At 67.4% G+C, this 24,897-nt stretch carries 21 protein-coding genes and 2 pseudogenes; 13 read left to right on the top strand and 10 right to left on the bottom strand.

The genetic code is table 11. From position 1 onward, the window contains the following. The first annotated feature begins 42 nt into the window (after positions 1-42). From ASE66_RS07690 to ASE66_RS07670, 5 genes and pseudogenes are all read left to right on the top strand, one after another. Positions 43-744 carry a creatininase family protein gene (locus ASE66_RS07690; protein ID WP_057189242.1) on the top strand — a complete coding sequence of 234 codons (702 nt, stop codon included), beginning with the start codon at positions 43-45 and terminating at the stop codon, positions 742-744. 22 nt (positions 745-766) lie between these two features. Continuing rightward, entirely contained in the window at positions 767-1,741 is a 975-nt protein-coding gene (locus ASE66_RS07685) for an ABC transporter permease (protein WP_057189031.1), read from the top strand. Further along, positions 1,738-2,616, top strand: a complete 879-nt coding sequence (locus tag ASE66_RS07680) for an ABC transporter permease (RefSeq protein ID WP_057189030.1) — start codon at positions 1,738-1,740, stop codon at positions 2,614-2,616. Before ASE66_RS07685 ends, ASE66_RS07680 begins: the two co-directional genes overlap by 4 nt. Beyond that, positions 2,613-4,334 carry a dipeptide ABC transporter ATP-binding protein gene (locus ASE66_RS07675; protein WP_057189029.1) on the top strand — a complete coding sequence of 574 codons (1,722 nt, stop codon included), beginning with the start codon at positions 2,613-2,615 and terminating at the stop codon, positions 4,332-4,334. The genes ASE66_RS07680 and ASE66_RS07675 overlap by 4 nt, the downstream gene beginning before the upstream one ends. 20 nt (positions 4,335-4,354) lie before the next feature. Further along, positions 4,355-5,174, top strand: a pseudogene (locus ASE66_RS07670) (polysaccharide deacetylase family protein); the annotation flags it as partial. A 2,423-nt stretch (positions 5,175-7,597) separates the two neighbouring features. Here ASE66_RS07670 and ASE66_RS07665 read toward each other — a convergent pair. The 4 genes and pseudogenes from ASE66_RS07665 to ASE66_RS07655 all read right to left on the bottom strand — a co-directional run. After that, positions 7,598-11,122, bottom strand: coding sequence for a molybdopterin cofactor-binding domain-containing protein (locus tag ASE66_RS07665; RefSeq protein ID WP_057189027.1), 3,525 nt, complete (start codon positions 11,120-11,122; stop codon positions 7,598-7,600). Beyond that, positions 11,119-11,610, bottom strand: a complete 492-nt coding sequence (locus tag ASE66_RS07660) for a (2Fe-2S)-binding protein (RefSeq protein ID WP_057189026.1) — start codon at positions 11,608-11,610, stop codon at positions 11,119-11,121. Before ASE66_RS07660 ends, ASE66_RS07665 begins: the two co-directional genes overlap by 4 nt. Positions 11,611-11,857: 247 nt before the next feature. Next, positions 11,858-12,118 (bottom strand): annotated as a pseudogene (locus ASE66_RS33145) (Enamidase); the annotation flags it as partial. Position 12,119: 1 nt separating this feature from the next. Continuing rightward, on the bottom strand, positions 12,120-12,991 hold an 872-nt coding region (locus ASE66_RS07655), incomplete at its 3' end, for an Enamidase (RefSeq protein WP_244494841.1). A gap of 152 nt (positions 12,992-13,143) precedes the next feature. Here ASE66_RS07655 and fdxA point away from each other — a divergent pair. The 3 genes from fdxA (at position 13,144) to ASE66_RS07640 (ending at position 14,691) form a co-directional block, all read left to right on the top strand. Further along, a complete protein-coding gene (gene fdxA / locus ASE66_RS07650; RefSeq protein WP_057189024.1) occupies positions 13,144-13,473 on the top strand; it encodes a ferredoxin FdxA in 330 nt (109 codons plus the stop codon). A 60-nt stretch (positions 13,474-13,533) separates the two neighbouring features. Beyond that, positions 13,534-14,307, top strand: coding sequence for a ferredoxin--NADP reductase (locus tag ASE66_RS07645; RefSeq protein ID WP_057189023.1), 774 nt, complete (start codon positions 13,534-13,536; stop codon positions 14,305-14,307). Between the two features lie 141 nt (positions 14,308-14,448). Continuing rightward, the gene (locus tag ASE66_RS07640) at positions 14,449-14,691 is read left to right on the top strand and encodes a DUF3297 family protein (RefSeq protein ID WP_057189022.1); all 243 of its coding nucleotides are present in this window, start codon (positions 14,449-14,451) and stop codon (positions 14,689-14,691) included. Here the strand turns inward: ASE66_RS07640 and ASE66_RS07635 are convergent. Beyond that, positions 14,670-15,173: a DUF1772 domain-containing protein gene (locus ASE66_RS07635; protein ID WP_057189021.1), complete on the bottom strand. Its 504-nt coding sequence runs from the start codon at positions 15,171-15,173 to the stop codon at positions 14,670-14,672. The genes ASE66_RS07640 and ASE66_RS07635 overlap by 22 nt on opposite strands. Before the next feature lie 84 nt (positions 15,174-15,257). Between ASE66_RS07635 and ASE66_RS07630 the strand changes: the two genes are divergently transcribed. After that, positions 15,258-15,701, top strand: coding sequence for a MarR family winged helix-turn-helix transcriptional regulator (locus ASE66_RS07630; protein ID WP_057189020.1), 444 nt, complete (start codon positions 15,258-15,260; stop codon positions 15,699-15,701). Here ASE66_RS07630 and ASE66_RS07625 read toward each other — a convergent pair. After that, entirely contained in the window at positions 15,698-16,231 is a 534-nt protein-coding gene (locus ASE66_RS07625; RefSeq protein WP_057189019.1) for a GNAT family N-acetyltransferase, read from the bottom strand. The genes ASE66_RS07630 and ASE66_RS07625 overlap by 4 nt on opposite strands. A 242-nt stretch (positions 16,232-16,473) precedes the next feature. Here ASE66_RS07625 and ASE66_RS07620 point away from each other — a divergent pair, with 242 nt between their 5' ends. The 3 genes from ASE66_RS07620 to ASE66_RS07610 all read left to right on the top strand — a co-directional run bounded on the left by ASE66_RS07620 (position 16,474) and on the right by ASE66_RS07610 (position 19,535). Further along, positions 16,474-17,241, top strand: coding sequence for a YiiX/YebB-like N1pC/P60 family cysteine hydrolase (locus tag ASE66_RS07620; RefSeq protein ID WP_057189018.1), 768 nt, complete (start codon positions 16,474-16,476; stop codon positions 17,239-17,241). Between the two features lie 61 nt (positions 17,242-17,302). Continuing rightward, positions 17,303-19,108 (top strand): translation elongation factor 4, encoded by a 1,806-nt coding sequence (gene lepA / locus ASE66_RS07615; RefSeq protein ID WP_057189017.1) that lies wholly within the window; start codon positions 17,303-17,305, stop codon positions 19,106-19,108. Positions 19,109-19,205: 97 nt separating this feature from the next. Further along, positions 19,206-19,535: a hypothetical protein gene (locus ASE66_RS07610; RefSeq protein ID WP_057189016.1), complete on the top strand. Its 330-nt coding sequence runs from the start codon at positions 19,206-19,208 to the stop codon at positions 19,533-19,535. Positions 19,536-19,611: 76 nt separating this feature from the next. On the opposite strand, the gene ASE66_RS07605 is transcribed toward ASE66_RS07610, so the two are convergent. Beyond that, positions 19,612-20,223 (bottom strand): HAD family hydrolase, encoded by a 612-nt coding sequence (locus tag ASE66_RS07605; RefSeq protein ID WP_057189015.1) that lies wholly within the window; start codon positions 20,221-20,223, stop codon positions 19,612-19,614. Between the two features lie 126 nt (positions 20,224-20,349). Between ASE66_RS07605 and ASE66_RS07600 the strand changes: the two genes are divergently transcribed. Continuing rightward, positions 20,350-21,237, top strand: coding sequence for a sulfite oxidase heme-binding subunit YedZ (locus ASE66_RS07600; RefSeq protein ID WP_057189014.1), 888 nt, complete (start codon positions 20,350-20,352; stop codon positions 21,235-21,237). Between the two features lie 19 nt (positions 21,238-21,256). On the opposite strand, the gene ASE66_RS07595 is transcribed toward ASE66_RS07600, so the two are convergent. From ASE66_RS07595 to ASE66_RS07585, 3 genes are all read right to left on the bottom strand, one after another. Beyond that, positions 21,257-22,516: an allantoate amidohydrolase gene (locus ASE66_RS07595; protein WP_057189013.1), complete on the bottom strand. Its 1,260-nt coding sequence runs from the start codon at positions 22,514-22,516 to the stop codon at positions 21,257-21,259. 70 nt (positions 22,517-22,586) lie between these two features. Then, positions 22,587-23,333, bottom strand: coding sequence for an SDR family NAD(P)-dependent oxidoreductase (locus ASE66_RS07590; RefSeq protein ID WP_057189012.1), 747 nt, complete (start codon positions 23,331-23,333; stop codon positions 22,587-22,589). Between the two features lie 102 nt (positions 23,334-23,435). After that, positions 23,436-24,893 carry an undecaprenyl-phosphate glucose phosphotransferase gene (locus tag ASE66_RS07585; protein ID WP_057189011.1) on the bottom strand — a complete coding sequence of 486 codons (1,458 nt, stop codon included), beginning with the start codon at positions 24,891-24,893 and terminating at the stop codon, positions 23,436-23,438. Between the last annotated feature and the right edge of the window lie 4 nt (positions 24,894-24,897).

The following is a 24,897-nucleotide window of genomic DNA, read 5'->3' as shown; positions in this document are numbered from 1 at the left end:
GTCAAGGATGACGCGGTTTCGCCGAAACGCAAGGATCAGGCCGTGCTCGTCGCCCGGATGAACTGGATGCAGATCGAGGAACAGGCGAAGCGCGACGATCGCTGCGCACTGCCGCTCGGTTGCGTCGAACAACATGCCTATTTGAGCCTCGCCACCGACGCCATCCTGTCGGAGCGTGTCGCGGCGGAAGCCGCCGAGCCGCTCGGCATCCCGGTCTTCCCAGTGCAGGCCTATGGCATGACGCCGGGCTTCACCGCCTATCCCGGCACGATCTCGCTCCGGATGACCACCTATATCGCGCTGCTCGAGGACCTGCTCGAAGGCGTCTACCGCTCCGGCTTTCGCCGCATCGTGCTGGTCAACGGCCATGGCGGCAATGCGCCGGTGATGACGGCGGTGACCGAATGGATGGGCCGGCGCCCCGATGCCAGCGTCAAAATGCACAATTGGTGGGCGGGGCCGCGCTTCCAGGCGGCGGTGAAGGCGGTCGACCCGGCCGCCTCGCACGCCTCCTGGATGGAGAATTTCCCCTGGACCCGGCTCGAAGGCGTGAGCCTGCCCGATGCGGTGAAGCCGCCCTTCGACACGGCGCTCTATCAGGCCGCCAATCCGCAGCGGAAGCGCGAGATCCTCGGCGACGGCAATTTCCACGGCCGCTATCAGCGGCCGGACGAGGAGATGCTGGCGCTCTGGGCGGTCGGGGTCGAGGAGACACGCGCGGTGATGGTCGAGAGCTGGCCGTGAGCCTCGCAATGGGACGGCACCGATGCTGACCCATATCGTCGAGCGCATCCTGCAGGCACTCGCTGTCATGCTGGTCATGTCGGCGCTGGTCTTCGTCGGCGTCTACGCCATAGGCAATCCGATCGACGTTTTGATCGGTCCCGATGTCAGCCAGGACATCCGACTCGACACCATCGCCCGCTATGGGCTCGATAGGCCGCTCTGGGAGCAGTATTTCACCTTCCTCGGCCGCGTCCTGCACGGCGATTTCGGCCGCTCCTTCGTCTTCGGCATGCCGGTGCTCCAGCTCATCCTGTCGCGCCTGCCGGCGACGCTGGAGCTGACGCTGGCGGCCGTGCTGAGCGCGGCGCTGATCGGCATTCCCGCCGGCATCTATGCCGGCTACCGGCCGGAGAGCGTCCTCTCCAAGGCGATCATGGCGCTCTCCATTCTCGGATTCTCGGTGCCGACCTTCTGGATCGGCCTCGTCCTGATCATGACCTTCGCCGTCGAGCTGCAATGGCTGCCGGCCGGTGGGCGCGGCGAGACCGCCTCGCTCTTCGGCGTCCAATGGAGCTTCCTGACGCTTAACGGCCTCTCGCACCTTCTCCTGCCGGCGCTGAACCTCGCTTTCTTCAAGCTTGCTTTGATGACCCGCCTGGCGCGGGCCGGTACGCGCGAGGTCATGCTGACCGATACGGTGAAGTTCGCCCGCGCCGCCGGGATCCCGGAGGCCGTCATCCTGCGCCGGCATGTGCTGCGCCTGATCTCGATCCCGCTCGTCACCGTCTTCGGCCTCGAATTCGCCTCGACGCTCGCCTTCGCGGTGGTGACCGAGACGATCTTCTCCTGGCCCGGCATCGGCAAGCTGATCATCGACTCGATCCAGTCGCTCGACCGGCCGGTGATGGTCGCCTATCTAATGCTGGTCGCCTTCGTCTTCATCATGATCAACTTCCTGGTCGATCTGACCTATTTCGCGCTCGACCCGCGCTTGCGGAAGGGCCGGACCGGATGAAGACGGAAACGCCGATCGCCCGCTTCTGGAGCGAGTTCCGCGAGAGCCGGGTCGCGGTCGCGGCGCTCGTCGTCGTCGTCCTGATGATCGGCGTCGCCCTGCTCGCCCCGCTGATCGCGCCGCAGAACCCTTACGATCTCGCCAATCTCGTTCTCTCAGACGCGCGCCGCCCGCCCGGCTATGTCGGCGCCCGCGGCTATACCCACTGGCTCGGCACCGACGCGCAGGGGCGCGATCTGCTCTCCGCCATCCTCTACGGCCTGCGCATCTCCCTGCAGATGGGGCTTGTCGCCGGTGCGGTTGCCTTCACCATCGGCGTCACGCTCGGCATTTCCGCCGCCTATCTCGGCGGCCGGCGCGAAGCCTTCATCATGCGCGTCATCGATCTGCAGCTCGCCTTCCCGGCGATCCTGCTGGCGCTGGTGATCTCGGCGCTGCTTGGGCAGGGCAAGGCGCAGCTCATCACCGCGCTCGTCGCCGCGCAATACGCCTATTTCGCCCGCACCGCCCATGGCGCGGCCTCGGCCGAGCGCGGCAAGGACTATGTCGAGGCGGCGCTCTCGACGCCGCTGCCGGCGCGGCAGGTGATCTGGCGCCATATCCTGCCGAACTGCCTGCCGCCCTTGATCGTGGTTGCGACAGTGCAGGTCGCCAGCGCCATCGCGCTAGAGGCGACGCTTTCCTTCCTCGGCGTCGGCCTGCCGGTGACCGAGCCCTCGCTGGGATCGCTGATCGCCAACGGCTTCCAGTACATGCTGTCGGGGCGCTACTGGATCTCGATCTATCCCGGCCTCGCTTTGATCCTGCTGATCGTCGCGATCAACCTCGTCGGCGACCAGATCCGTGACCAGGTCAATCCGAGGCTGAAGCGATGAGCGCTGGCGCGGCCACGGCGCCGCTGCTCGAGGTCAGCGACCTCACCACGCAGTTCTTCACCCGCGCCGGCGTGGTCAAGGCGGTCGACGGCGTCTCCTTCTCGCTTCGCCGCGGCGAGGTGATGGGGCTCGTCGGCGAATCCGGCTCGGGCAAGAGCGTCACCGGCTTCTCGATCATCGGCCTGATCGACCCGCCCGGCCGCGTCGCCAGCGGTTCGGTGAAACTCGACGGCCGCGAACTCGTCGGCTTGCCGCCGGGCGAGTTGCGCAAACTGCGCGGCCGCGTCGTCTCGATGGTCTTCCAGGACCCGTTGATGACGCTGAACCCGGTTTTGACCATCGGCGAGCAGATCAGGCTGGCGCTGGAGGCCCATGAGACGGTCTCGGCTGCCGAGGCACGCCAGCGCGCCATTGCCGGCCTCGCCCAGGTCCGCATCCCGCGTCCCGAGGCGACCGTCGACTTTTACCCGCACCAGCTGTCCGGCGGCATGCGCCAGCGCGTCGCCATCGCGATCGCGCTGCTGCACCGGCCGAAGCTGATCATCTGCGACGAGCCGACGACGGCGCTCGACGTCTCGATCCAGGCCGAAATCCTCGTCGAGATGAAGGAGCTCGTTGCCGAACTCGGCACCGCGCTGATCTGGATCAGCCACGACCTCGCGACCGTCGCCTCGATCGCCCAGCACGTCGCGGTGATGCGGCTCGGCAAGATCGTCGAGGCGGGCCCGACACTCGACGTGCTGACGCGCCCGCAGCACCCCTATACCCGCGCTCTGCTCGACGCGCTGCCTTCGCGCGCCAAGCCGGGCGAATTCCTGCTGCGCGGCGGCGGCGTGCCCGATGCCGTGCCGCCTGCGCGCAAGCTCGCATCAGCCACTGCTGCGCCGGTGCCCGGCGCGCCCTATTTCATCGCCGATCGCGTCAGCAAGCGCTTCGAGTCACGGCCCGGCGCCCTGCGCGCGCTCGGCCAGAAGCTCGGCCTCGTGCAGCCGCCGCCGGCGGTAATGGCCGTCGACGAGGTCAGCCTGACCGTGCCGCGCGGCGAGGCGCTCGGATTGGTCGGCGAATCCGGCTCGGGCAAGTCGACGCTCGGGCGCATGGCCGCCGGCATCTACGCGCCATCATCGGGCACGGTCCGCTTCGAGGGCTGGCCGGTGATGAGCGAGGGCAACGAGCCGAAGAAGCTCACCACCCGCATCCAGACCATCTTCCAGGACCCTTTCGCCTCGCTCGATCCGCGCATGCGCATCGGCGAGGGGATCGCCGAAGGGCCACTCGCTCATCGTCTTGTCGATAAGGCCGGCGCTCGCGACTATGTCCGTGACTGGCTCGCCGCGGTCGGGCTCGATCCGGCCTTCGCCGACCGCTATCCGCACCAGTTCTCCGGCGGCCAGCGCCAGCGCGTCGCGATTGCCCGGGCGCTCGCCATGCAGCCCGACCTCGTCGTCTGCGACGAGCCGGTCGCCTCGCTCGACGTCTCGATCCAGGCGCAGATCATCAATTTGCTGATGCGCCTGCGGGCCGAGCTCGGCCTGACCCTGATCTTCATCTCGCACGACCTCTCGGTGGTCAGGCATCTCTGCGACCGGGTCGCGGTGATGTATCGCGGCCGCATCGTCGAGGAGGGACCGGCGGGCGAGGTCTACGACAACCCGCAGCACGACTACACGAAGCGGCTGCTCGCGGCGGTGCCGGTGCTGCCTGAAGCGACAGCGTGAACGACGACCGGAGGAACGCGATGAGCGAACTGCAGCCCTGGCAATGGCCGGAAGAGACCTGGCGCGGCAAGGTCGAGCAGGTCCGCGCCGGCCGCAATCTCAAGCCCAAGAGTTGGCCGGGTGGCGCGCGCTGCGCCGTGGCGCTCTCCTTCGACGTCGACCACGAGACCAACGAGCTGCGCGATGGCGGCAAATCGGTCGGCCGGCTGTCCTGGGGCCAGTATGGCAACCGCGTCGGCATGCCGCGCATCCTGTCGATGCTGGCGCGCGAGGAGATCAAGGCGAGCTTTTTCGTGCCGGCCGTGACCGCGCTGCTCTATCCCGACGAGCAGCGCCGCGTCGTCGCGGAAGGCCACGAGATCGGCCTGCATGGCTGGATCCACGAGGTCAACACGGCGGTGCCGCCGGAGCAGGAGCGGGAGCTGCATCTGCGCTCGGCCGATACACTCGAGACGATCACCGGCGTCAGGCCGGTCGGCATGCGCACGCCATCCTGGGATTTTTCCGAGGTGACGCTCGCCGTCGAGCGCGAGCTCGGCCTGATCTACGATTCCTCGCTCTTTGCCGATGACGATCCCTACGAATTGATCGAAAAGGGCGAGCCGACCGGCATGGTCGAACTGCCGGTCGAGTGGATCCGCGACGATGCGGTCTATTTCAACATGAACCGTTTCCAGGCCCTGCGGCCTTACACTGCGCCCGAGGCGGTGTTCGACATCTTCAAGCGCGAATTCGACGGCGCCTACGCCGAAGGCGGGCTCTTCCTGCTCACCATGCATCCGCACATCATCACCTATCGCTCGCGCTTCTGGCTCCTCGAGGAGCTGGTGCGCCACGCCANGGGACTCTAGATCCCGCGCTGAATCGGGCCGGTTGCCGCTTGTCAGCGGAACCCTGCCCGATTTCGGCCGTTTTCGGTTCATTCGGAATTCAGGGCGCGGGGGCGTTCATGTCCGGAAGAACAACTGGAAACGGATGTCATGATGCGCACGAAAAACCTGCTCCTGCTCGGCACCCTCATCCCCGCCATCACGCTGTCGCAGGGCAGTTTCGCCGCTCCATCGCTCCAGCTCGCCCAGGCCCAGTCGGGCGATGACGACCGGCAGGACCCGCGCCGTCCTCGGCCCCCCGGTGGTCAGGAGCGCCCCGCTCCCGGCGCTCGCCCCGCGCCGGGACAGCCTCCTGCACCGGGCCAGCCGCCGGCGGCCCGCCCTGCTGCTCCGGAACGCCCGGCCGGAGCGCCCCCGAGCGCTCCTCGTCCGCCGGCTGTGCCGCAGGCTGCACCCCCCGCCAACCGGGCCGAGCCCGAGCAGCCGCGTCGTCCGGCGCCGCCTCCGGTTCCCGCACCCGGGCAGGTCGCTCCGCCCGCTCCGCAGGGCGTGCCGCGTGCGCCCTCGGCGGCACCGAGCGCGCCGCCGCGGCCGGCCCCCGGCCAGATCGCGCCGCAGCCTTCGCCCACTCGCCCGGCTGCGCCGCCGGCCTTGCCCAACGCCTCCGGAGCCCCGTCCGGCGACAGCGGCCCGCGCCGCCCGGCACCTCCGCAAACGGCCCCAAGCCAGCCGCCCGCCGCCGCACCATCGGCGCCGGCAGCGCCCCCTCGCCCCGCGCCGGGTCAGGCGACCCCCGGCGGTAGCGGTCAACCTCAGCCCGGCCAACCTTCCACCGCGCCTGGCGGCGGCCGGCCGCCGGGAGCTTCGCCGCAGCCCGGAGCTGCTCCGTCGCAGCCGACGCCAGGTCCGAGCCGCCAGCCCGGCCAAGCGGCTCCAGGCCAGCCCCCCGCAACCGCGCCATCGACCCCCGCGACTCCCCCTCGCCCTGCGCCGGGCCAGGTGGCCCCTGGCGGCAGTGCCCAGCCTCAGCCGGGACAGCCTTCAGCCGTGCCGCCGGCCGGCCGTGCCCCCGCAGCCCCGGCGCAGCCCGGCACCGCGCCTGCGCAGCCCGGCACTGCCGCACCCGCGCCGACGGCTCCGTCCCAGCCCCCAGCCGGACCCGGCCGCCAACCCGGCCAGGCGGCACCGGCCCAGCCCGCGCCAGGACAGGCGGTGCCTGGCCAGCCGCCCGTCGCCCCGAATGCCGGTCGTCCGCCGGGCGCTCCGGCCCAGCCCGGAACGGCGCCCTCGCAAGCCGTGCCCGGCGTCGGCCAGCAGCCCGGCGCGCCGTTGCGGCCGGGCGTTGCTCCCGGACAGGTGCAACCTCCGCAAGGCCTGCCGCCGGCCGGCCAGCCCATGCCTGACCGCCAGGGTCGCCGCGGCGGCATCGGCCTCGGCGGCGCGGCCGCGATCGGCCTCGGTGCCGCCGCGATCGGCGGCATCATGGCGACGCAGGGCGCGAGCCGGCTCGACGATGTCCGCAGCCGGCGGCAGGAGACGCGCGAGGGCGACGTCACCATCATCCGCGAGCCCGGCCGCACCATCATCCGCGGCGACGATGACCGCGTCATCATCCGCCGCGACGAGACGCAGCGCTTCCGCGATCTCGGCCTCGACACCCGCAGCGAGCGCCGCGGTGAGGAGACCGTCACGGTCTATGACCGTCCAGACGGCACGCAGATCGTCACGGTGACAGACGCCGACGGCCGGCTGATCCGTCGCTCACGACGCGAGCGCGACGGCGGCGAATTCGTCATCATCGACAATGTCCGCCGCGACGGGCCGCAGGCCCGCTTCGCCGAGGAGGTGGTGGTGCTGCCGCCGCCGGAGCTGCGCATCCCGCGCGAGCGCTACATCGTCGATGCCGAGCGCGCCGACGAGCGGCTGATCTACGAGACGATCACCGCTCCGCCGGTCGCCCCGGTGCCGCGCCGCTACACGCTCGACGAGGTCCGGTATTCACCCGATCTGCGCGCCCATATGCGCAGCGTCGACATCGACACGATCAACTTCGAATCCGGCTCCTGGACGGTCACCCCCGATCAGGCGGGGCGCCTCCGGGTGATCGCGCAGGCGGTGCGCCAGGCGGTCGAGCGGGCGCCGAACGAGGTCTTCATGGTCGAGGGTCACACCGACGCGGTCGGCTCCGATGTCGACAATANGGCGGGCGCAGTCGGTCGCCGAGATCCTGACCCGCGACTTCGCGATCCCCGCCGAGAACCTGACGACGCAGGGCTATGGCGAGCAGTATCCAAAGGTGCAGACACAGGGCGACTCGCGCGAGAACCGGCGTGTGACCCTGCGCCGGATCACCCCGCTGCTGACCGGCCAGAACCAGCAGTGAGAGACATGGCGAGAGGCTGCGCGCCAGCCTCTCGCCATCTTGTTAGGGGTTCAACGCCCCGCCTTGCGGGCTCGTGCGACCGCTGCCTCGACCCCATCCCAGGCCGGTTTCTCCGGCGCGAAACGAGCGCGCAGATAGGCGGCGAGCTCGATGAGCTGCCGATCGTCGAGCGCGGTGGCGAAGGACGGCATCGAGCCGATGCCGTGCTGGCCGCCTTCGAGTAGCATGTTGATGAGATTGGCCGGCGTCGCCGCATGCAGCTTCGACGACAAGCTGAGCGCCGGCCCGGCATTGAGCAGCGGCGCGGCCCGGCCTGTCTCATGGCAGGCGGCGCAGGCGCCTTCATAGAGACGTGCGGCAGGCGAGGTCGCAGGATTGGCGGTTCGGGCCGTCTGTTGCCCGACACGCGCCGCCAGCGCTTCGGCTTCAGCTGCGGGTAGAGGCTCGTTCAACGAGGCGAGATAGGTCGCCATCGCCCGGATATCGGCATCGGGCAATTCCCGGAGCTCGGCGATGACAGGCGCCATCGGGCCAGCGGCTGCGCCATGATGCTGCGAGGTGCCGGTCTTCAGGTAGGCGTAAAGCTCGGCCTCGCTCCAGGGGATCGGCCCGGCCGAGAGCTTGGTCAGGGCCGGTGCCTCCCAGCCCTCAGCCTCGCCGCCAGTAAAATAGGCGCTGCCGCCCTTCTCCGCGCCGAGCGCATTGCGCGGCGTGTGGCAGGCGCCGCAATGGCCGAAGCCGTCGACGAGGTAGCGCCCGCGATTCCATGCAGCCGAGCGGGTCGCATCGGGCTTCAGCTCGCTCCCGCGGTTGAACAGCACGTTCCAGCCGGCCATCAGCGGGCGCAGGTTGAAGGGGAAGGTGAGCCGGCTCGGCTGGTTCTCCTGGCGCACCGCCGGTTGCGACATCAGGAAGGCATAGAGCGCCTGCAGGTCGGCCTCGCTCGTTTTGGCGAAGCTCGGATAGGGGAAGGCCGGGTAGAGCTGACGGCCGTCGCGATGCAATCCGGCGCGCATCGCCCGCTCGAAGGCGGCATAGGACCAGTTGCCGATGCCGGTCTTGGGATCGGGCGTGATGTTGGTGGTCATCACCGTGCCGAAGGGTGTCGGCAGAGCGAGCCCGCCGGCATAGGGCACGCCGTCCTTGCCGGTATGGCAGGTGGCGCAGGCGCCGAGCGCCGCGAGCTGGCGGCCGCGCTCGATCGTCGCCGCCGACCAGGTCGAGGGATCGGGCCGGGCGATCGGCGCGATCGATGGCGCAAATGCCAGCGAGATCGCGGCGAAGCTGGCGGCGCCGGCCACAGCGGCGCCGAGCTTGCTCCACCAGGGCAGGCGCTTGCTCGGCTCGCGCGGCGGCGCCTTCAGCAGTTTCGTGCCGTTGAGGCCGGCGAGCACCCGCTCCGGCGTCAGCGGCAATTCGCGGAAGCGCACCCCGGTCGCGTCGTAGACGGCGTTGACGATCGCCGCCGCGCTCGGAACCGAGGCGGACTCGCCCGCGCCCATCGGCGGCAGATGCTGCCGGTCCATCAACATGACGTCGATCGCCGGCAATTCCGGGAAGGTCAGCACCGGATACGAGCCCCAGTCGCGGCTGGCGACGGCGGTGGTCTGCGAGAACGTCACCTCCTCGCGCAGCACCCGGCTGGTCGATTGCAGGACATTGCCGTGGATCTGGTGCGTCACCCCGGCCGGGTTGACCATCATGCCGGTGTCCTGGCCGACGGTGACGCGATTGACGGTGACTTCGCCGGTCATGCGGTTGACCGCGACATCGGCGACCCAGGCCGCCCAGGCGGCGCCGACGCCCGGCCAGCTGCCATGGACATAACGCGCCTGGGCAAAGCCGCGCCCGCGCAACACCTCGCCATCGGCTTCCATGCGCGGGCCGACATGCGGCTGCCAGTTGGCGCGCTCGGCGGTCGCCCGCGTCAGTTCGGTGGCGCGCTCGTCATTGATGTGGCGCAGGCGGAACTCGACCGGATCGACGCCGGCCTCATGCGCCAGTTCGTCGATATAGCTTTCATGGGCGAAGACGTTCGGCATCGCCGAGACGCCGCGCAGCCAGGACGCGCGCACGATCGGCGGCATGTCATAGGCCGTCAGCCGCATGGTCTCGTAATTATACGACGGCAGCGCGGTGCGATCGCCCATCCGCAGCGTCGCCGGCTGGTTGGGAATGCGCCCGGTCAGCAGCAGCGCCAGGGTCGGGGCGGCGTTCGACGGGTACCAGGTGTGGAAGTCGTAGGCCTTGAGCGAGCCACCAGGCCCAAGCCCGCCCTTGATGTCGATCAGCTGTGCCGCGCCCTTAGGCTCCCAGAGATGCTCCTGCTCGCGGGTGAGCTGGACCCGCACGGGCGCACCGACCGCACGCGAGAGCAACACCGCGTCGGCGACGACATCGTCGGCGCAGTTGCGGCCATAGCAGCCCGCGGCCTCGAAGCGGATGACGTCGATCCGCTCCTTCGGCAGGCCGGTGAGCACAGCAAGATCGTTCTGCAGCGGATAGGGGTTCTGGCTGCCGGTCCAGACGGTGATCCCGTCCTCGCGCACATCGGCAACGGCGCAGGACGGACCAATCGAGCCATGCATGTGGTAGGGCCAGACATAGGTCCGGTCGAGCCGGGTCTCGAGATTACCCAGCGCCGTTTCGACATCGCCCTCCTCGGCCAGAAGGCGCGGCGTCGAAGGATGCGTGCGCAAAGCCTGACCGAGATCGGAGAGGTCGGGCGGCGTGAAGTCGCGCCACTCCGCCTTCAGCTTCAGCGCTGCTTCCGCCGCCTGTTCCTCGCGCTCGGCGACGATGCCGATGAAATCGCCCTCGACGACGACGGCGCGGATGCCGGGCACGTCGGCAATCGAGTCGCGATCGACCGAGATCAAGCTGCGGCCGACGAAGTCGCCGGCGTCCATGCCGGCATAGGGCGGGCGCACCACCCGGCCATGCAGCATGCCGGCAACGCGGACGTCGTGGACGTAAACGAAGCTGCCGGTGACCTTGGCCGGAATGTCGACGCGGGCGACCGAGCGCCCGACGAGCTTGTGTTGATCGACCTGCTTGAACGCGGCGCTCTCGGCCAGCGGCAGCAGGATGCGTTCATTGGCGAGCAGCGTATCGAGGGCAATGGCCGGCGCCGTCTCGCCCTTGTGCGAGATCACGCCGTCGCTGAGGCCGATCTCGTCCTCGCCGCAGCTCAGCGCCGCCGCCGCGAGTGCGATCAGCCTCGCCCGGATCTGCGTCGCTGCGATCCGTATAGCCAGCGAGGTGACCTGGATCGTCTCGCTGGCGATGGTCGGCCCCTGGTCGGGCGTCTCGGCGGTGTCACCGAGCACCATTTCGACCGCTTCGAAGGGGAAATCGAGCTCCTCCGCCACCATCTGGGCCAGCGCGGTGCGGATGCCGGTGCCGAGGTCGACATGGCCGTTGAAGGCGAGGACGCGGCCTTCCGCCGTCAGGCAGACATGCAGGTCGAGCCCGTCCTCCGGTGCTGCGTCGGCGGAAGCGCCCTTGCGCGGGGCGACAACGCCGATCACGCCGGCGCGCTTCAAGAGCGCCTTGCGGGAGAGGGGCTCGCTCATGATGCCGCCGCGTCCTGCCGCCCGCGCTCGGCGGCGAGCATCACCGCCTTGACGATCTCGACATGGGTGCCGCAGCGGCAAAGATTATGGCGCAGCGCCTCGCGCACCTCCGCCTCGCTCGGATTGGGCTGGGCATCGAGAAAAGCCTTCGCCGTCATCACCATGCCGGCGATGCAGTAGCCGCATTGCGCCGCCTGCGCGTCGATGAAGGCCTGCTGGATTGGGTGCGGCGCTTCCACGCTGCCGAGCCCTTCGAGCGTGACGATCTCGCGCTCCGCCACCAGCCGCACCGGCAGGGCGCAGGCACGTGCCGCCTGACCCTCGACCAGCACCGTGCAGGCACCGCATTCGCCGAGGCCGCAGCCGAATTTCGGGCTGTTGAGTGCGAGGTCGTTACGCAGGAAGAACAGCAGCGGCGTCTGGGCTTCGCCCGTAACCTCATGGCTCGCGCCGTTGACGCGCAGCGTAAAGCGCCGCGTCGCCCTCATGGCTCGCCCGAGCGGGGCGAGGCGCGCCTGATCGTCCTGATCGTCACGGCCACCGAGATCGTTCGTATACGAATGAGAATAATGACAAATAGAAGGAGGCTGCAAGCGGGAATTCGGGCGCGCCGTCATGCTCGGGCTTGACCCGAGCATCTCAGGCCGGAGGAGGTTCCAACCAGCGCCTTCTCGTCATGAAATTCTCGGGTCTGCGCTACGCTTCGCCCGAGAATGACGGCCAGCGCCGTTCGGCTCAGTGCTGCACCGACGGGATCTTCTCTGCCGGCGGGGTGTTGCGGCTGATGCCGTTGCGGACGATGCCGTCGATCACGATCATGCCGATGCCGGGCAGATCGCCGAGCTGGATCGAGTTGAGGAAATTCGTCCCGGCCGAATGCTGGGCCTTGTCCATGAAGACGAAATCGGCGGCGCGGCCGACCTCGATCAGGCCGCAATCGAGGCTGCGCATCCGGGCGGTGTTGCCGGTGGCGAAGCAGAACGCAACCTCGGCCGGNCCCGCGGGTCCGTCGGTGCCGAGGATGACGCGCTGCAATTCGTCCATCTCGCGGGCGACGCGGAGCGTATAGAGCGCGGCGCGCTCATTGCCGTTATGGACCAACTCGAGGCCGCGCTTGCAGCCCTCGCAGATGCAGCGAATCTCCTTGTCCGGCAAAGCGGTATGGCCGCCATTGATGTGGCCGACCACGTCGGTATCGGCTTCCAGCACGACATCGGCGCCGATCAGCCCGGAGCCGGGGATCGACGGCCCGCCGGTATGGATGGTCGACTGGATCCCGTATTTGCGGGCCCAGGCCACCATCTCCCTGGCCCGTGCGCCGTCCTTGACGCCGCCCAGCCCGACCTCGCCGAGCAGTCTCACCCCGGCATCGGCCAGGTCCTTGAAGTCCTGCTCGACCATACCGGGCTCGATCACTGGTGCGCCGGCATGGACCTTGACGCCGCCGGGGCGGAAGGCGGTGAAGGCGCGCTGCGCGTAGATCGCCATCGCTTTCAGGCCGACGATATCCTTGGGCCGGCCGGGGGTGTGGACCTCGCCGGCCGAGATCATGGTGGTGACGCCGCCATGCATGGTCGAATCGATCCAGCCGAACTGGTTCTGGCGCGGCGTCCAGTCGCCGGCGACCGGGTGGACATGGCTGTCGATCAGCCCGGGCGAGAGCACCGTGCCATTGGCGTCGATGACGGTGTCGGCCTGGTCGGTGTCGAGATCCTTGAAGCGGCCGACCGCGGCGATCCGGCCGCCGATGGCGATGAGCGTATCGGCTTCCAGAATCGGGCGCTCGATGTCGCCGGAGAGCATCAGGCCGATATTCTTCACCACCAGCTTGTGCGTGCTGCTGACCGTCGTCGCCTGCTGCTCAGCCATCGTATCCGCCCTGTCGTCCGTTGCTAAAAATCTGCCGTCATCCTCAGCGCCGGGAGCCCGATTGACAAGCGCGGTTGGACACGACATATTGTTTGTATACGAATGAATTTCTGCCCCGTCCGAACCCGGCTGTCAAGCAGCAAGGATCGCACATGCCTTACGCCGTCACCAGCGCCTGCATCCGTTGCAAGTACATGGATTGCGTCGAGGTCTGCCCCGTCGACTGCTTCTATGAGGGCGAGAACATGCTCGTCATCCATCCGGATGAGTGCATCGACTGCGGCGTCTGCGAGCCGGAATGCCCGGCCGAGGCGATCGTCGCCGACGGCGCCGACGGAGCCGAGCAGTGGCTGACCCTGAATGCACGTCTGGCACCGCTCTGGCCGAACATCACGCAGAAGAGCGAGCCGCCGGCTGATGCCGACGACTGGAAGGGAATACCGGACAAGATCGACCTGCTTTCCGAACGTCCGGCAATGTGATATTGGGTGGCTTGCATCCGATAATCTGCTAAATCGCTAGACTATCTGAGGATCGACGAGATGAGCAATTTCTACGAGGAGCGCGTCCTCTCCGTCCATCACTGGACCGATACGCTCTTCAGCTTCACCACGACCCGCGACACGACCTTCCGCTTCAAGAACGGCCAGTTCACGATGATCGGACTCAAGGTCGGCGAGAAGCCGCTGCTGCGGGCCTACAGCGTCGCCAGCACCAATTACGACGAGAACCTCGAGTTCTTTTCTATCAAGGTGCCGGAGGGTCCGCTGACCTCGCGCCTGCAGAACCTCCAGGTCGGCGACCCCATCATCATCGGCAAGAAGGCGACGGGCACGCTGGTGCTCGACAATCTCAAGGACGGCAAGCGCCTGTTCCTGCTCGGCACCGGCACCGGCCTTGCCCCCTTCCTGTCGCTGATCCGCGATCCCGAGACCTATGAGCGCTACGAGAAGGTCGTGCTCATGCATGGCTGCCGCCAGGTCTCTGAACTCGCCTATGGCGAGCGCATCCAGCAGGAACTGCCGAACGACGAATTCCTCGGCGAGATGATTCGCGAGCAGCTGGTCTATTACCCGACCGTGACGCGCGAGCCTTTCCGCAATCGCGGTCGCATCACCGATCTCATCACCTCCGGCCAGCTCTTCAGCGACACCGGCATGGGCCCGTTCGACGCCGAAGGCGACCGCTTCATGCTCTGCGGCAGCCCGCAGATGCTGGTCGATCTCAAGCAGATCTTCGACGAGCGTGGCCTTCAGGAAGGCAATCACGGCGAGGCCGGCGACTACGTCATCGAGAAGGCCTTCGCCGAACGCTGAGACCGGGCGAATATCGCATAGAGCGGCCGGCCTGCCCCTGCAGGCCGGCCGCTCCGTTTTCGCGGTCCGCCCTGCGTCTTTGCCGCGGCGCCCCGAGCCTGCTACCTGTCCGGCAAATCACCGCAACCGACGAGCAGCGCCATGACCGACACCCTCCCCGACCGGCTGTCCTCCAACCCCAACAGCCCGTTCTACAATGAGGAGCTGCTGGCGCGGGATATCGGCGTCCGCTTCAAGGGCGTCGAGAAGACCAATGTCGAGGAATACTGCGTCAGCGAGGGCTGGGTCCGCCTCACCGCCGGCAATGCCAAGGACCGCCATGGCAACCCGATGACGGTCAAGCTCAAGGGCGCCGTCGAGCCTTACTTCCGCAACGCCGAGTGATATCCGCCGCGGGCGGTCGCCAGCATGAAGGCGGCGATCGCCAGCACTGACAGCCCGGCGCGCACGCCGTGCAGTACGCCCCAGCGCTCGATCAGAGCCCGGCTCGCCGCTGACGCCTGCTCGGAACCGAGCGCCAATAATGCGTCATTCACTGGCGCGATCACGATCAGCGTGAAGGGCAGATTGGCGAGCATCAGCGTTGCGCCGACCAGCCAGAGCCGGCCTCTCGCTCGCCAGTAGGCGATCGTCCCGACGAGGCTGGCCAGTACGGCGAGCCCGGCCTGCATCCGCGCCGCGCGCGGGTAGCTTTCCTGCCATTGCAGCAGAAGCGAGCGATCCTCCAGCGCGAGCCGCGCCGGCTGCTCGGCGACGAGGATGTAGATCGCAGCACCGGCGAACAGCGTCGCAAGAATCAGCGCGACGAGGCCCGTGGCGGAAGCACCGCTTTTCTGCGCGGTCGCATCGAGACTGGAGGCAGGCATGGCCATCTCCTCGAAATGAACAGCATGCTATATATCATTGCATAGCATACTGTTCAACTACAAACTTTCCGGATCGAGCCCTGCATGACCAGCTTCAAGACCAACTCCGCCGGCTATCTCGCCAATCATGTCGCCCGCCTGTTCGCGCGCGAGCTCGCCGAGGCGGTGCGCCCGCTCGGCCTCGCCCCGGCGCAGTTCATGGTGCTGCTCGAACTCTGGCGCGAGGAAGGGTTGACCCAGAAGGACCTGGTCGGCCGGCTCGATGTCGAGCAGGCGACGATGGCAGCGACGCTCGCCCGGATGGAGCGCGATGGCTTGATCGAACGCCGCCCCGACCAGGCCGATGCCCGCGCCCGCCGCATTCAGCTCACCGCGCGGGCCAAGGCGCTGCAGGAGCCGGCCCTCGCCGCCGCCAAGGGCGTCAATGCGCGCGCTTTGGCCGGCTTTTCCGAAGCGGAACGCGAGGCGCTGCTGACCGGCATGCGCCGGATCGTTGGCGCGCTCTCGCGCGGCGCCGAGCTCGGTTAGCCCAACTCCTTATAGAAGAAGGTCGAGCCGCAATCGCGCCCGTCGGGCATCAGCGCATAGCGCGGGATGGTGCCGACTTCGGTCCAGCCCAGACGGCTGTAGAGGCGGCGTGCTGCCCCGCCCTCGTCGGTGTCGAGCACCAGGAGGTCGCGCCCGAGCGCCAGCGCCGCCGCCTCGGCCGCCCGCATCAGCGCTTCACCGATGCCGCGGCGGCGCGCCTGCGAATGCACCAGCACCTTGGCGATCTCGGCGCGATGCGGCTGGTTCGGCTTTCCGACCGGGTGGAGCTGTGCCGTGCCGACGATGCCGCTTTCGTCGCGGGCGACGAAGAGCAGGACGCGTTCGACAGCGACCTCGGCCGCGATGCCGTGCCAGAAGCTCTCGAAATCGGCCTGCGTATTCCACTCCATGAAACCGACCGAAGCGCCGTTCGCCACGGAGTCGCGCAGGATTTCCGCCAGCGCCGGCAGCGCTGCCCGTACGCCGTCCCCGTCAAGCTGCTCGATGGTCACGCTGCCCGGCTCCGTCATCACCTGTCTCCTCGCGCCGCTCAATCGGCGGCGCTATCCACTATGCAAGATTAATTCCAACATAGTGGACCATCTGGAACAAGGTTGCCGCGGCCGGCCGTCAACCCTGATTTTACGACGTTTGGCGAATTCCAGTCTCCCTTGCCCAAATCAGCCAGGTGATTTCCGAAAAAGTCACGGGCTCGCGTTTTACTCGGGGCCGGAAGACGCCGGGAACGGCGCCGGCGCAAGGGGAGGCGTCGATGAACAGGGGACTGGACTTCATCGGCCGGTCGGTGGTCCGCTTCATCACGCGCGGCAAGCCGCAGGCAGGTCCGGTCGACGCGAAGGCGCTGGCCCGGCTCAAGGCGGCGCTGCGGCCGGGCGATGTGCTGCTGGTCGAAGGCCACATGAAGGTCTCGGCCGCAATCAAGTACCTGACCCAGTCGACCTGGTCGCATGCGGCGCTTTATGTCGGCGACACCGGCAAGTTCAGCCCCGAGGGCGAACCGCTAGTCCTTGCCGAAGTCGAGATGGATGTCGGCTGCGTGCTCTCGCCCTTGTCGAAATACGGCGCTTTCGGCACTCGTATCTGCCGACCCCAGGCCCTGGACCGCGAAGGCCGCCAGATCGCCGTCGACTACGTGCTCGAGCGGCTCGGCACGCAGTATGACCTCAAGAACATCCTCGATCTCGCGCGCTGGCTGATCCCAATTCCCTGGGCACCGGCCGGCTTCCGCCGGCGCATGATCGCGCTCGGCTCCGGCGATCCGACTCGGGCGATCTGCTCGACCCTGATCGCCCAGGCTTTCGAGACAGCACGCTATCCGGTGTTGCCGACCGTCGAATATGCCAGCGCAATGGACGAGCAGGATTTCGAGGAGATCCTGCACATCCGGCATCATTCGCTCTATATGCCGCGCGATTTCGACATCTCGCCCTATTTCTCCGTGGTGAAGCCGACCTTGGAGGCCGGTTTCGACTATAAGAGGCTGAATTGGGCGCAGGAGCGCCTGCTCGCGGCAGAGTGAAACGGCGGCCGATCTGTCTCGCGCCCTTGGCGCAGGGGGCGCGCACTGCTATGGCGCGCGCATGAGCACCCGCAGTTTCGACAACATTCGCAATTTCTCGATCGTGGCGCATATCGACCACGGCAAGTCGACCCTCGCCGACCGGCTGATCCAGCAGACCGGTACGGTCGCGGCGCGCGACATGAGCGAGCAGATCCTCGACTCGATGGATATCGAGAAGGAACGCGGCATCACCATCAAGGCGCAGACCGTCCGGCTCGACTATCTAGCCGAGGATGGCAAGAGCTACATCCTCAACCTGATGGACACGCCCGGCCACGTCGACTTCGCCTATGAGGTCTCGCGCTCGCTCGCGGCCTGCGAGGGCTCGCTGCTGGTGGTCGACGCCTCGCAGGGTGTCGAGGCGCAGACGCTGGCCAATGTCTACCAGGCGCTCGACGCCGGCCACGAGATCGTCACCGTCCTCAACAAGATCGACCTGCCGGCGGCCGAGCCCGAGCGGATCAAGCAGCAGATCGAGGACGTGATCGGCCTCGACGCCTCCGAGGCCGTGCCGATCTCGGCCAAGACCGGCCTCAACATCGAGGGCGTGCTCGAAGCCATCGTCAAGAAGCTGCCGGCGCCGAAGGGCGATCTGGAAGCCCCGCTCAAGGCCCTGCTGGTCGACTCTTGGTACGACGCCTATCTCGGCGTCGTCGTGCTCGTGCGTATCATCGACGGCGTGCTGAAGAAGGGCATGACGATCCGGATGATGCGGGCCAACGCCAGCTACGGCGTCGACCGCGTCGGCGTGTTCAAGCCGAAGATGCTGGAGGTCAAGGAACTCGGCCCCGGCGAGGTCGGCTTCTTCACCGCCTCGATCAAGGAGGTCGCCGACACCGCGGTCGGCGATACCATCACCGACGACAAGAAGCCGATCGCCGAGCCGCTGCCGGGCTTCAAGCCGGTGCAGCCGGTCGTGTTCTGCGGCATCTTCCCGGTCGACGCCGCCGAATTCGAGGTGCTGCGGAGCGCCATGTCGCGGCTGCGCCTGAACGATGCCTCGTTCTCCTATGAGATGGAGACCTCGGCGGCGCTCGGTTTCGGCTTCCGCTGCGGCTTCCTCGGCTTGCTGCATCTGGAGATCATCCAGGAGCGGCTCGAGCGCGAGTTCAACCTCAACCTGATCTCGACCGCGCCATCGGTCGTCTACCATCTCAAGCTGCGCGACGGCACGACGCTCGAATTGCACAATCCGGCCGACATGCCGGACGTGATGAAGATCGAGTTCATCGAGGAGCCCTGGATTCGCGCGACGATCTTCACCCCGGACGAGTATCTCGGCTCGGTGCTGAAGCTCTGCCAGGACCGGCGCGGCCTGCAGATCGACCTCAACTATGTCGGCTCGCGTGCCAAGGTCGTCTACGATCTGCCGCTGAACGAGGTGGTGTTCGACTTCTACGACCGGCTGAAGTCGATCTCGAAGGGCTACGCCTCCTTCGACTACCAGATCACCGACTATCGCGAGGGCGACCTCGTGCGCATGTCGATCCTGGTCAATGCCGAGCCGGTCGACGCGCTCTCCATGCTGGTCCACCGCTCGCGCGCCGATGCCCGCGGCCGGGCGATGTGCGAGAAGCTCAAGGAGCTGATCCCGCCGCACATGTTCCAGATTCCTGTCCAGGCTGCCATCGGCGGCAAGATCATCGCCCGCGAGACGATCCGGGCGCTGCGCAAGGACGTGACCGCGAAGTGCTATGGCGGCGACGCCTCGCGCAAGCGCAAGCTCCTGGACAAGCAGAAGGAAGGCAAGAAGAAGATGCGGCAGTTCGGCCGGGTCGAGATCCCGCAGGAAGCCTTCATCGCCGCACTGAAGATGGACGACTGAGCCAGGAGGCTGAGCTCCGGCGGACGCTACTTCAGGGAACCATCCCGGCAATCACGGTGTTGATCCACAGCCCTGCACGTCAAGGGAGGACAGCACCGTGGACAGACGTTCCTTCATCGCAAGCCTGATCGGCGGCCTGGCTGCCGCAAGCTTCGCCTCGGCGGGATTGGCGGCGCAACCGTCGAAGATGCCCCAGCTGGGAGACCGGCGCCGGCCTGACGACGCCCCCCAGGTCGACCCCGAGACCCTCGACAAGACCGACGCCGACTACGCCCAGTATTATTATTACGGGCCGCGGCGGCGCTACTGGGGTCCGCGCTATTATCGGCCGTACCGGCCCTACCCGTACTACCGGCCTTATCCGTATTATCGGCCTTACGGCTGGGGGTATCGCCGGCGCTATTGGGGCCCGCGCTATTACTGGTAGTAGGTTCGGCCAAGGCCTGATCGCTCGAAACGGATCCGCGCAGGGATAGCCCTGCGCGGGCGTTGCCGTGAACGGCTCAGAGGTTCGCGCCGAGCCCGCGCAGCTCGGCCTTGAGGTCGATCGGCTCGACGAAGTGAACCGCCTGCATGCCGACCGAGCGGGCCGCTTCGATGTTCCTGGCGCTGTCGTCGACGAAGATGCACTCCCCGGCGCTGAGTCCGTAGCGCTCCAGCAGCACATTGTAGATCGCTGGATCGGGCTTGAGCAGCCGCTCATGCGCCGAGACGATCACGCCGTCGAAGCTCTGCAGGAACGGGAAGCGGATCAGGCACTCCGCCCATTTCTCGCGCGAGAAATTGGTGATCGCGTAGACCTGCTCGCCCTTGGCCTTGAGGTCGGCCAATACCGCGACGCTGTCCTCGATCGTGCCCGGCACGGTCTCGTGCCAGCGCTCGTCGAAGGCCTTGATCTCGGCCTCCCACTCGGGATGGGCAGCAATCAATGTCGCCACGGCCTCGGTCCAGGGTCGGCCGCGGTCCTGTTCCAGGTTCCAGGCCGATGTGCAGACGTTCTGCAGGAACCAGCTGCGCTTTTCGTCATTGGGGATCAGGTCGCGATAGAGATGGAAGGGGTCCCAGCGCAACAGGACGTTGCCGACATCAAATACGACCTTGCGATTGGCAGGCATCGGTAGGCTTCTCCACTCCGTTGCGGCGACGGGGTCGGCGCGACTCACGCCCTTGTGTGTGGGCTAGCGTAACCTTCCCACCGATTCTGGCGTATTCGCGTTAGGGGTCGACAATCAAGGTGACGGATGGCTTTGGCAGCAACAGGCAGTTACTGGCCCTGGAACGACCGGCAGGGGCGCTTCTCCGCCTTGCGCGCCGGCTGTTTCGCGCTCGTGCTCGTCCCCGCTCTGATCCTCGCTTTCCAGGCCTGGAGCCATCAGCTCGGCTCGAAGCCGTGGACGCAGGCCGTGCACGACACCGGCACCTGGGCCTTGCGCATCCTGGTCATCACCCTCGCGGTGACGCCGCTGCGCCGAATCCTCGATTGGAACAAGCTGATCGGCATCCGCCGCATGCTCGGCCTCTCGGTCCTCGCCTATGCGCTCGGCCATCTCACGCTGTATTGCATCGACCTCGCCTTCGACTGGGGGCTGATCCTCTCAGAGATCGTCAAGCGCTTCTATCTGATCGTCGGCATCACCGCGCTCATCGGCCTCGTCGTGCTCGGCATCACCTCGACCGACGGCATGATCCGCCGCCTCGGCTCGGGACGCTGGCAGCGCCTGCACAACCTCGTCTATCCGATCGCCTGCCTCGGCCTGTTCCATTTCGCGCTGCAGTCGAAGATCGACGTCACCCAGCCGGTGCTGTTGACCGGCCTGTTCGCGCTATTGATGGCGTATCGCGGGCTGAATCGCCTCGGCATTCCCTTGAGCTTCGGCTCGCTGGCGCTGACGGCGTTGGCGACAGGTCTTGCCACCGCATTGGCCGAAACCGCCTGGTACGCCTTCGCCACGGGCGCCTCGGCCTGGCTGATCTTCCAGGCCAATGCCGATATCGTCGTCTACCAGGACTGGACGGCGCTGCGGCCGGGCCATTGGGTCGCAGCTGTCGGGCTTGCGCTCGCGGTTCTGCACCTCTTCCGCAAGCCGGCGCCAAGGCCGCAAGCAATCCGCCGTCATGCTCGGGCTTGACCCGAGCATGACGCCTTGATCAGCCCTCTTTGCGCGCCAGTTCCAGGATGGTCTCGATCAGCACGCGGATGGCGATGCCGGCGTCGAGCTCGGTCATGTTCTCCAGCGGCGAATGGCTGATGCCCTTCTCGCAGCGCACGAACAGCATGGCCGAAGGGCAAAGCTTCGCCATTTCCATGGCGTCGTGACCGGCCCCGGAGGCCAGGCGCCGCGCCGTCAGGTTCGAGCCGGTGCGGGCGATTCCAACCGCGAACGCCTCCTGCAGGCCCTCGTCCATCGGCACGGCGTCGCCGCGCGAATAGGGCGTGATGGTCAATCCCACACCGCGCCGCGCCGCAATCTCGGCAAAGCGGTGGTTGATCTCCCCATCCATGCTCGCAACGGTCTCACCATCGGGCGCGCGGTAATCGATGGTGAAATCGACCGCGCCCGGCACGACATTGGTGGCGCCGGGATCGGCCCGGAACACGCCGACCGTGCCGACGGCGCGCTCATGCTCCCCAGCGATCGCTTCCAGCGCCAGCGCCATCTCCGCCGCCGCCGTGAGCGCGTCCTTGCGTAGCCGCATCGGCACCGTGCCGGCGTGGCCGGCCTCGCCGCTGACACGGACGCCGGCGCGGCCTTGTGCGGCGATCGCCGTCACAATGCCGACCGCTTCGTTTTCCGCCTCCAGTACCGGACCCTGCTCGATATGGACTTCGAGATAAGCCTTGACCGAGCCCGGCTTGCGGGCGAGCGCGGCAATCCCCGCCGGATCGCCGCCGAAGGCGATGAGCGCATCGCGCAGCACGACGCCATCGGCGTCGCGCGCCGAAAGCCAGTCCTGGTCGTAGCGGCCCGTCAGCGCCGAGGAGGTCGAGACATTGGTTGGGAAGCGCACCGTCTCTTCGTCGCCGAAGGCGACGACTTCGAGCGCGAAGGGCAGGGCGATGCCGGTGTCGCGGATCGCCTGTACCGCCAGGATACCGGCGACGACGCCGAGATTGCCGTCGAAGCGGCCACCATCGCGGACCGTGTCGATATGGGAGCCGATCAGCACCGCCGGCAGCCCGGGCGTAACACCTTCACGCCGGCCCTGGACCGATCCGGCAGCGTCGATGAAGGCGGTCAGGCCCGAGACCTCCATGGCGCCCTTGACGTATTCCGCGCCCTGCCGGTGCGACGGCGAGAGATAGAGCCGGGTCAGCTTGCCCGGTTCGTCCGTGAACCGGTTGAGGCCGGCGAGAGCGGCGAAGGCACGGGCGCCGAGGACGGCGGGGGAAGGCAGGGTCGTGGTCATGGAATCAAACCTAGCGGGCCGGCCATGGGCATGGCCAGTCCGCTTTAGCGTGGCAACATCGATTTGGGTGTCAGTAGGTCGCCCGGCCGCCCGACAGGTCGAAGACTGCACCGGTGGTGAAGCTGTTCTCGGCCGAGGCGAGGAAGGCGACCATCGAGGCGACCTCTTCAGGTTGCAGGAAGCGCCCGCGCGGGATCTTGGCCAGCATGTAGCCGATATGCTCCTCGCTCATCTGGTCGAAGATGCGGGTGCGGGCGGCGGCCGGGGTGATGCAGTTCACCGCGATGTCCTGCTGCGCCAGCTCCTTGCCGAGCGATTTGGTCAGCGCGATCACCGCCGCCTTCGAGGCCGAATAGGCCGAGGCGTTGGGGTTGCCCTCCTTGCCGGCGATCGAGGCGACCAGCACGAGCCGCCCGTAATTGCGCTTGAGCATGCCCGGGATCACCGCCTGGCAGCAATGCAGCGTGCCGTCGACGTTGAGGCGCATGATCTTGGCCCATTCGTCGAGCGGATATTCCCAGGTCTTCAGGTTCGGCCCGGCGATGCCGGCGCTGGTGACGAGGATGTCGACGCTGCCATGGCGCTGCTCCAGCTCGGCTGTGGCGGCGTTCACGGCCCTGGCGTCGGTCACGTCGATCGAAAGCCCGCTCGCGGCCGGGCCGATCGCGGCGGCCGCCTCATTGGCGAGCTTGCCGTCGAGATCCCAGATCGCGACCTTGGCGCCGCTGGCGGCGAGACGTTCGGCAACGGCACGGCCGATCCCCTGCGCACCGCCGGTGACGATGGCGACCCTGCCGTTCAAATCGATTTGATTCATTGAAATGACGCCCCTCCCTGAAGCTGGCCGGCGAACTCTAGCGCAAAGCCGGCCATCGCATAGGCACGATGGCTTCAGGGGAGGGTTGCGTCGATCGGACGCTCAGCGCGCGTTGCGGAAGGCGCTGGGGCTGAACACGGTGCGCAGCAGGATGCCGATGTCGAGCCAGAACGACCAGTTGTCGATGTACCAGTGATCATAGGCGATGCGGCGGGCCATCTTGTCGTCGGTGTCGGTCTCGCCGCGCAGGCCGTTGACCTGGGCCCAGCCGGTGATGCCGGGCTTGACGTTGTGGCGCCGGGCATAGAGCGCGATCTTGCGCTGGAACTCGCGGTCATGGGCGAGCGCGTGCGGCCGCGGGCCGACCAGCGACATCTGCCCGGCGATGACGTTGAGCAGCTGCGGCAACTCGTCGAGATTGTAGCGCCGCAGGAAGCCGCCGATCCTGGTGATGCGCGGATCGTTGCGCGTCGCCTGCTTGACCACTTCGCCATCGTCCGTCGTCGTCATGGTGCGGAACTTGAAGATGCGGAACGGCTGCTGGTTGAAGCCGTAGCGGCGTTGCAGGAATAGCACCGGTCCCGTCGAATCGAGCTTGATCGCAAGTGCGATCAACAACAGAATCGGCAGGCTCGCGACGAGGATGGCGCTCGCGGCGAGGGCGTCGAAGACGCGCTTGAACAAGATCTGCGCGAAGGACAGCGCCGGGCGCGTCAGCCGCAGCGAGGCGAGCGAGCCGATGCGCACGATATGGGGATTGTCGAAACGGTCCATGACCCGCTCCGGCGTCAGATGGATCGCGATCGGCAGGTTCATGAAGGCATCGATACAGGCGTCGATCGTCTCCTGGTCCGACCAGGGCAGCGCGATGAAGACGGCGTCCGGCTTGAGGTCGCGGGCACGGGCCGAGGCGGTGACGAGGTCGGCGGCAAGTGCCGCCTGCGGATCGTTGATCCGGCGCGGATCATTGCTGCGCAGGAAGGCGACGTCGACGATCGAGAAGCCGATGTTCCAGGGCTGGTGGCGCGCGACGAAGGACATCACCTCGCTCTCGCGGCCGATCAGGAAGACGCGCTCGGAGGTGATCCGCCCGGTCTTCGACGCCATCGAGATGGTGCGTACGATCGCCGAGCGGGCGAGCGCGATCAGCGGCACGCCGGCGAAATAGGTGACGAGCACGACCGCACGCGAATACTGGTCGTTGACCTTGGCCATGAAGACGAGCGCGACGAAGGCGATCATCGTCAGGTTCCAGACCGCGAAGGCCGAGGTGATCTGGCCCTTGGTCGAAAGATAGTTTTCCAGCCGGTAGCGGCCGCGCATCAGATTGGTGAAGACGAAGATCGCGGCGATCATCGAGGCGAGCTCGGCGGTGACCTTGTCGTTGCCGAGATGGCGATAGGCGACGAAGTGATAGGCGATCGAGGTGCCGGCGACCACGGTCGCCACCGTCACCGCATCGACCAGCGCCGTGATCAGCCCGATCCAATGACGCAGCGCATTGGCGCGCTGGTCGGCCGCCGTGGCGACTTCGTAGTTCAGCTCGTTGACGCTCATCATGCCG

The organism is Allobosea sp. Root483D1 (genome assembly GCF_001429505.1).
Taxonomy (GTDB): domain Bacteria; phylum Pseudomonadota; class Alphaproteobacteria; order Rhizobiales; family Beijerinckiaceae; genus Allobosea.
This window is presented reverse-complemented; position numbering and strand designations above follow the sequence as displayed.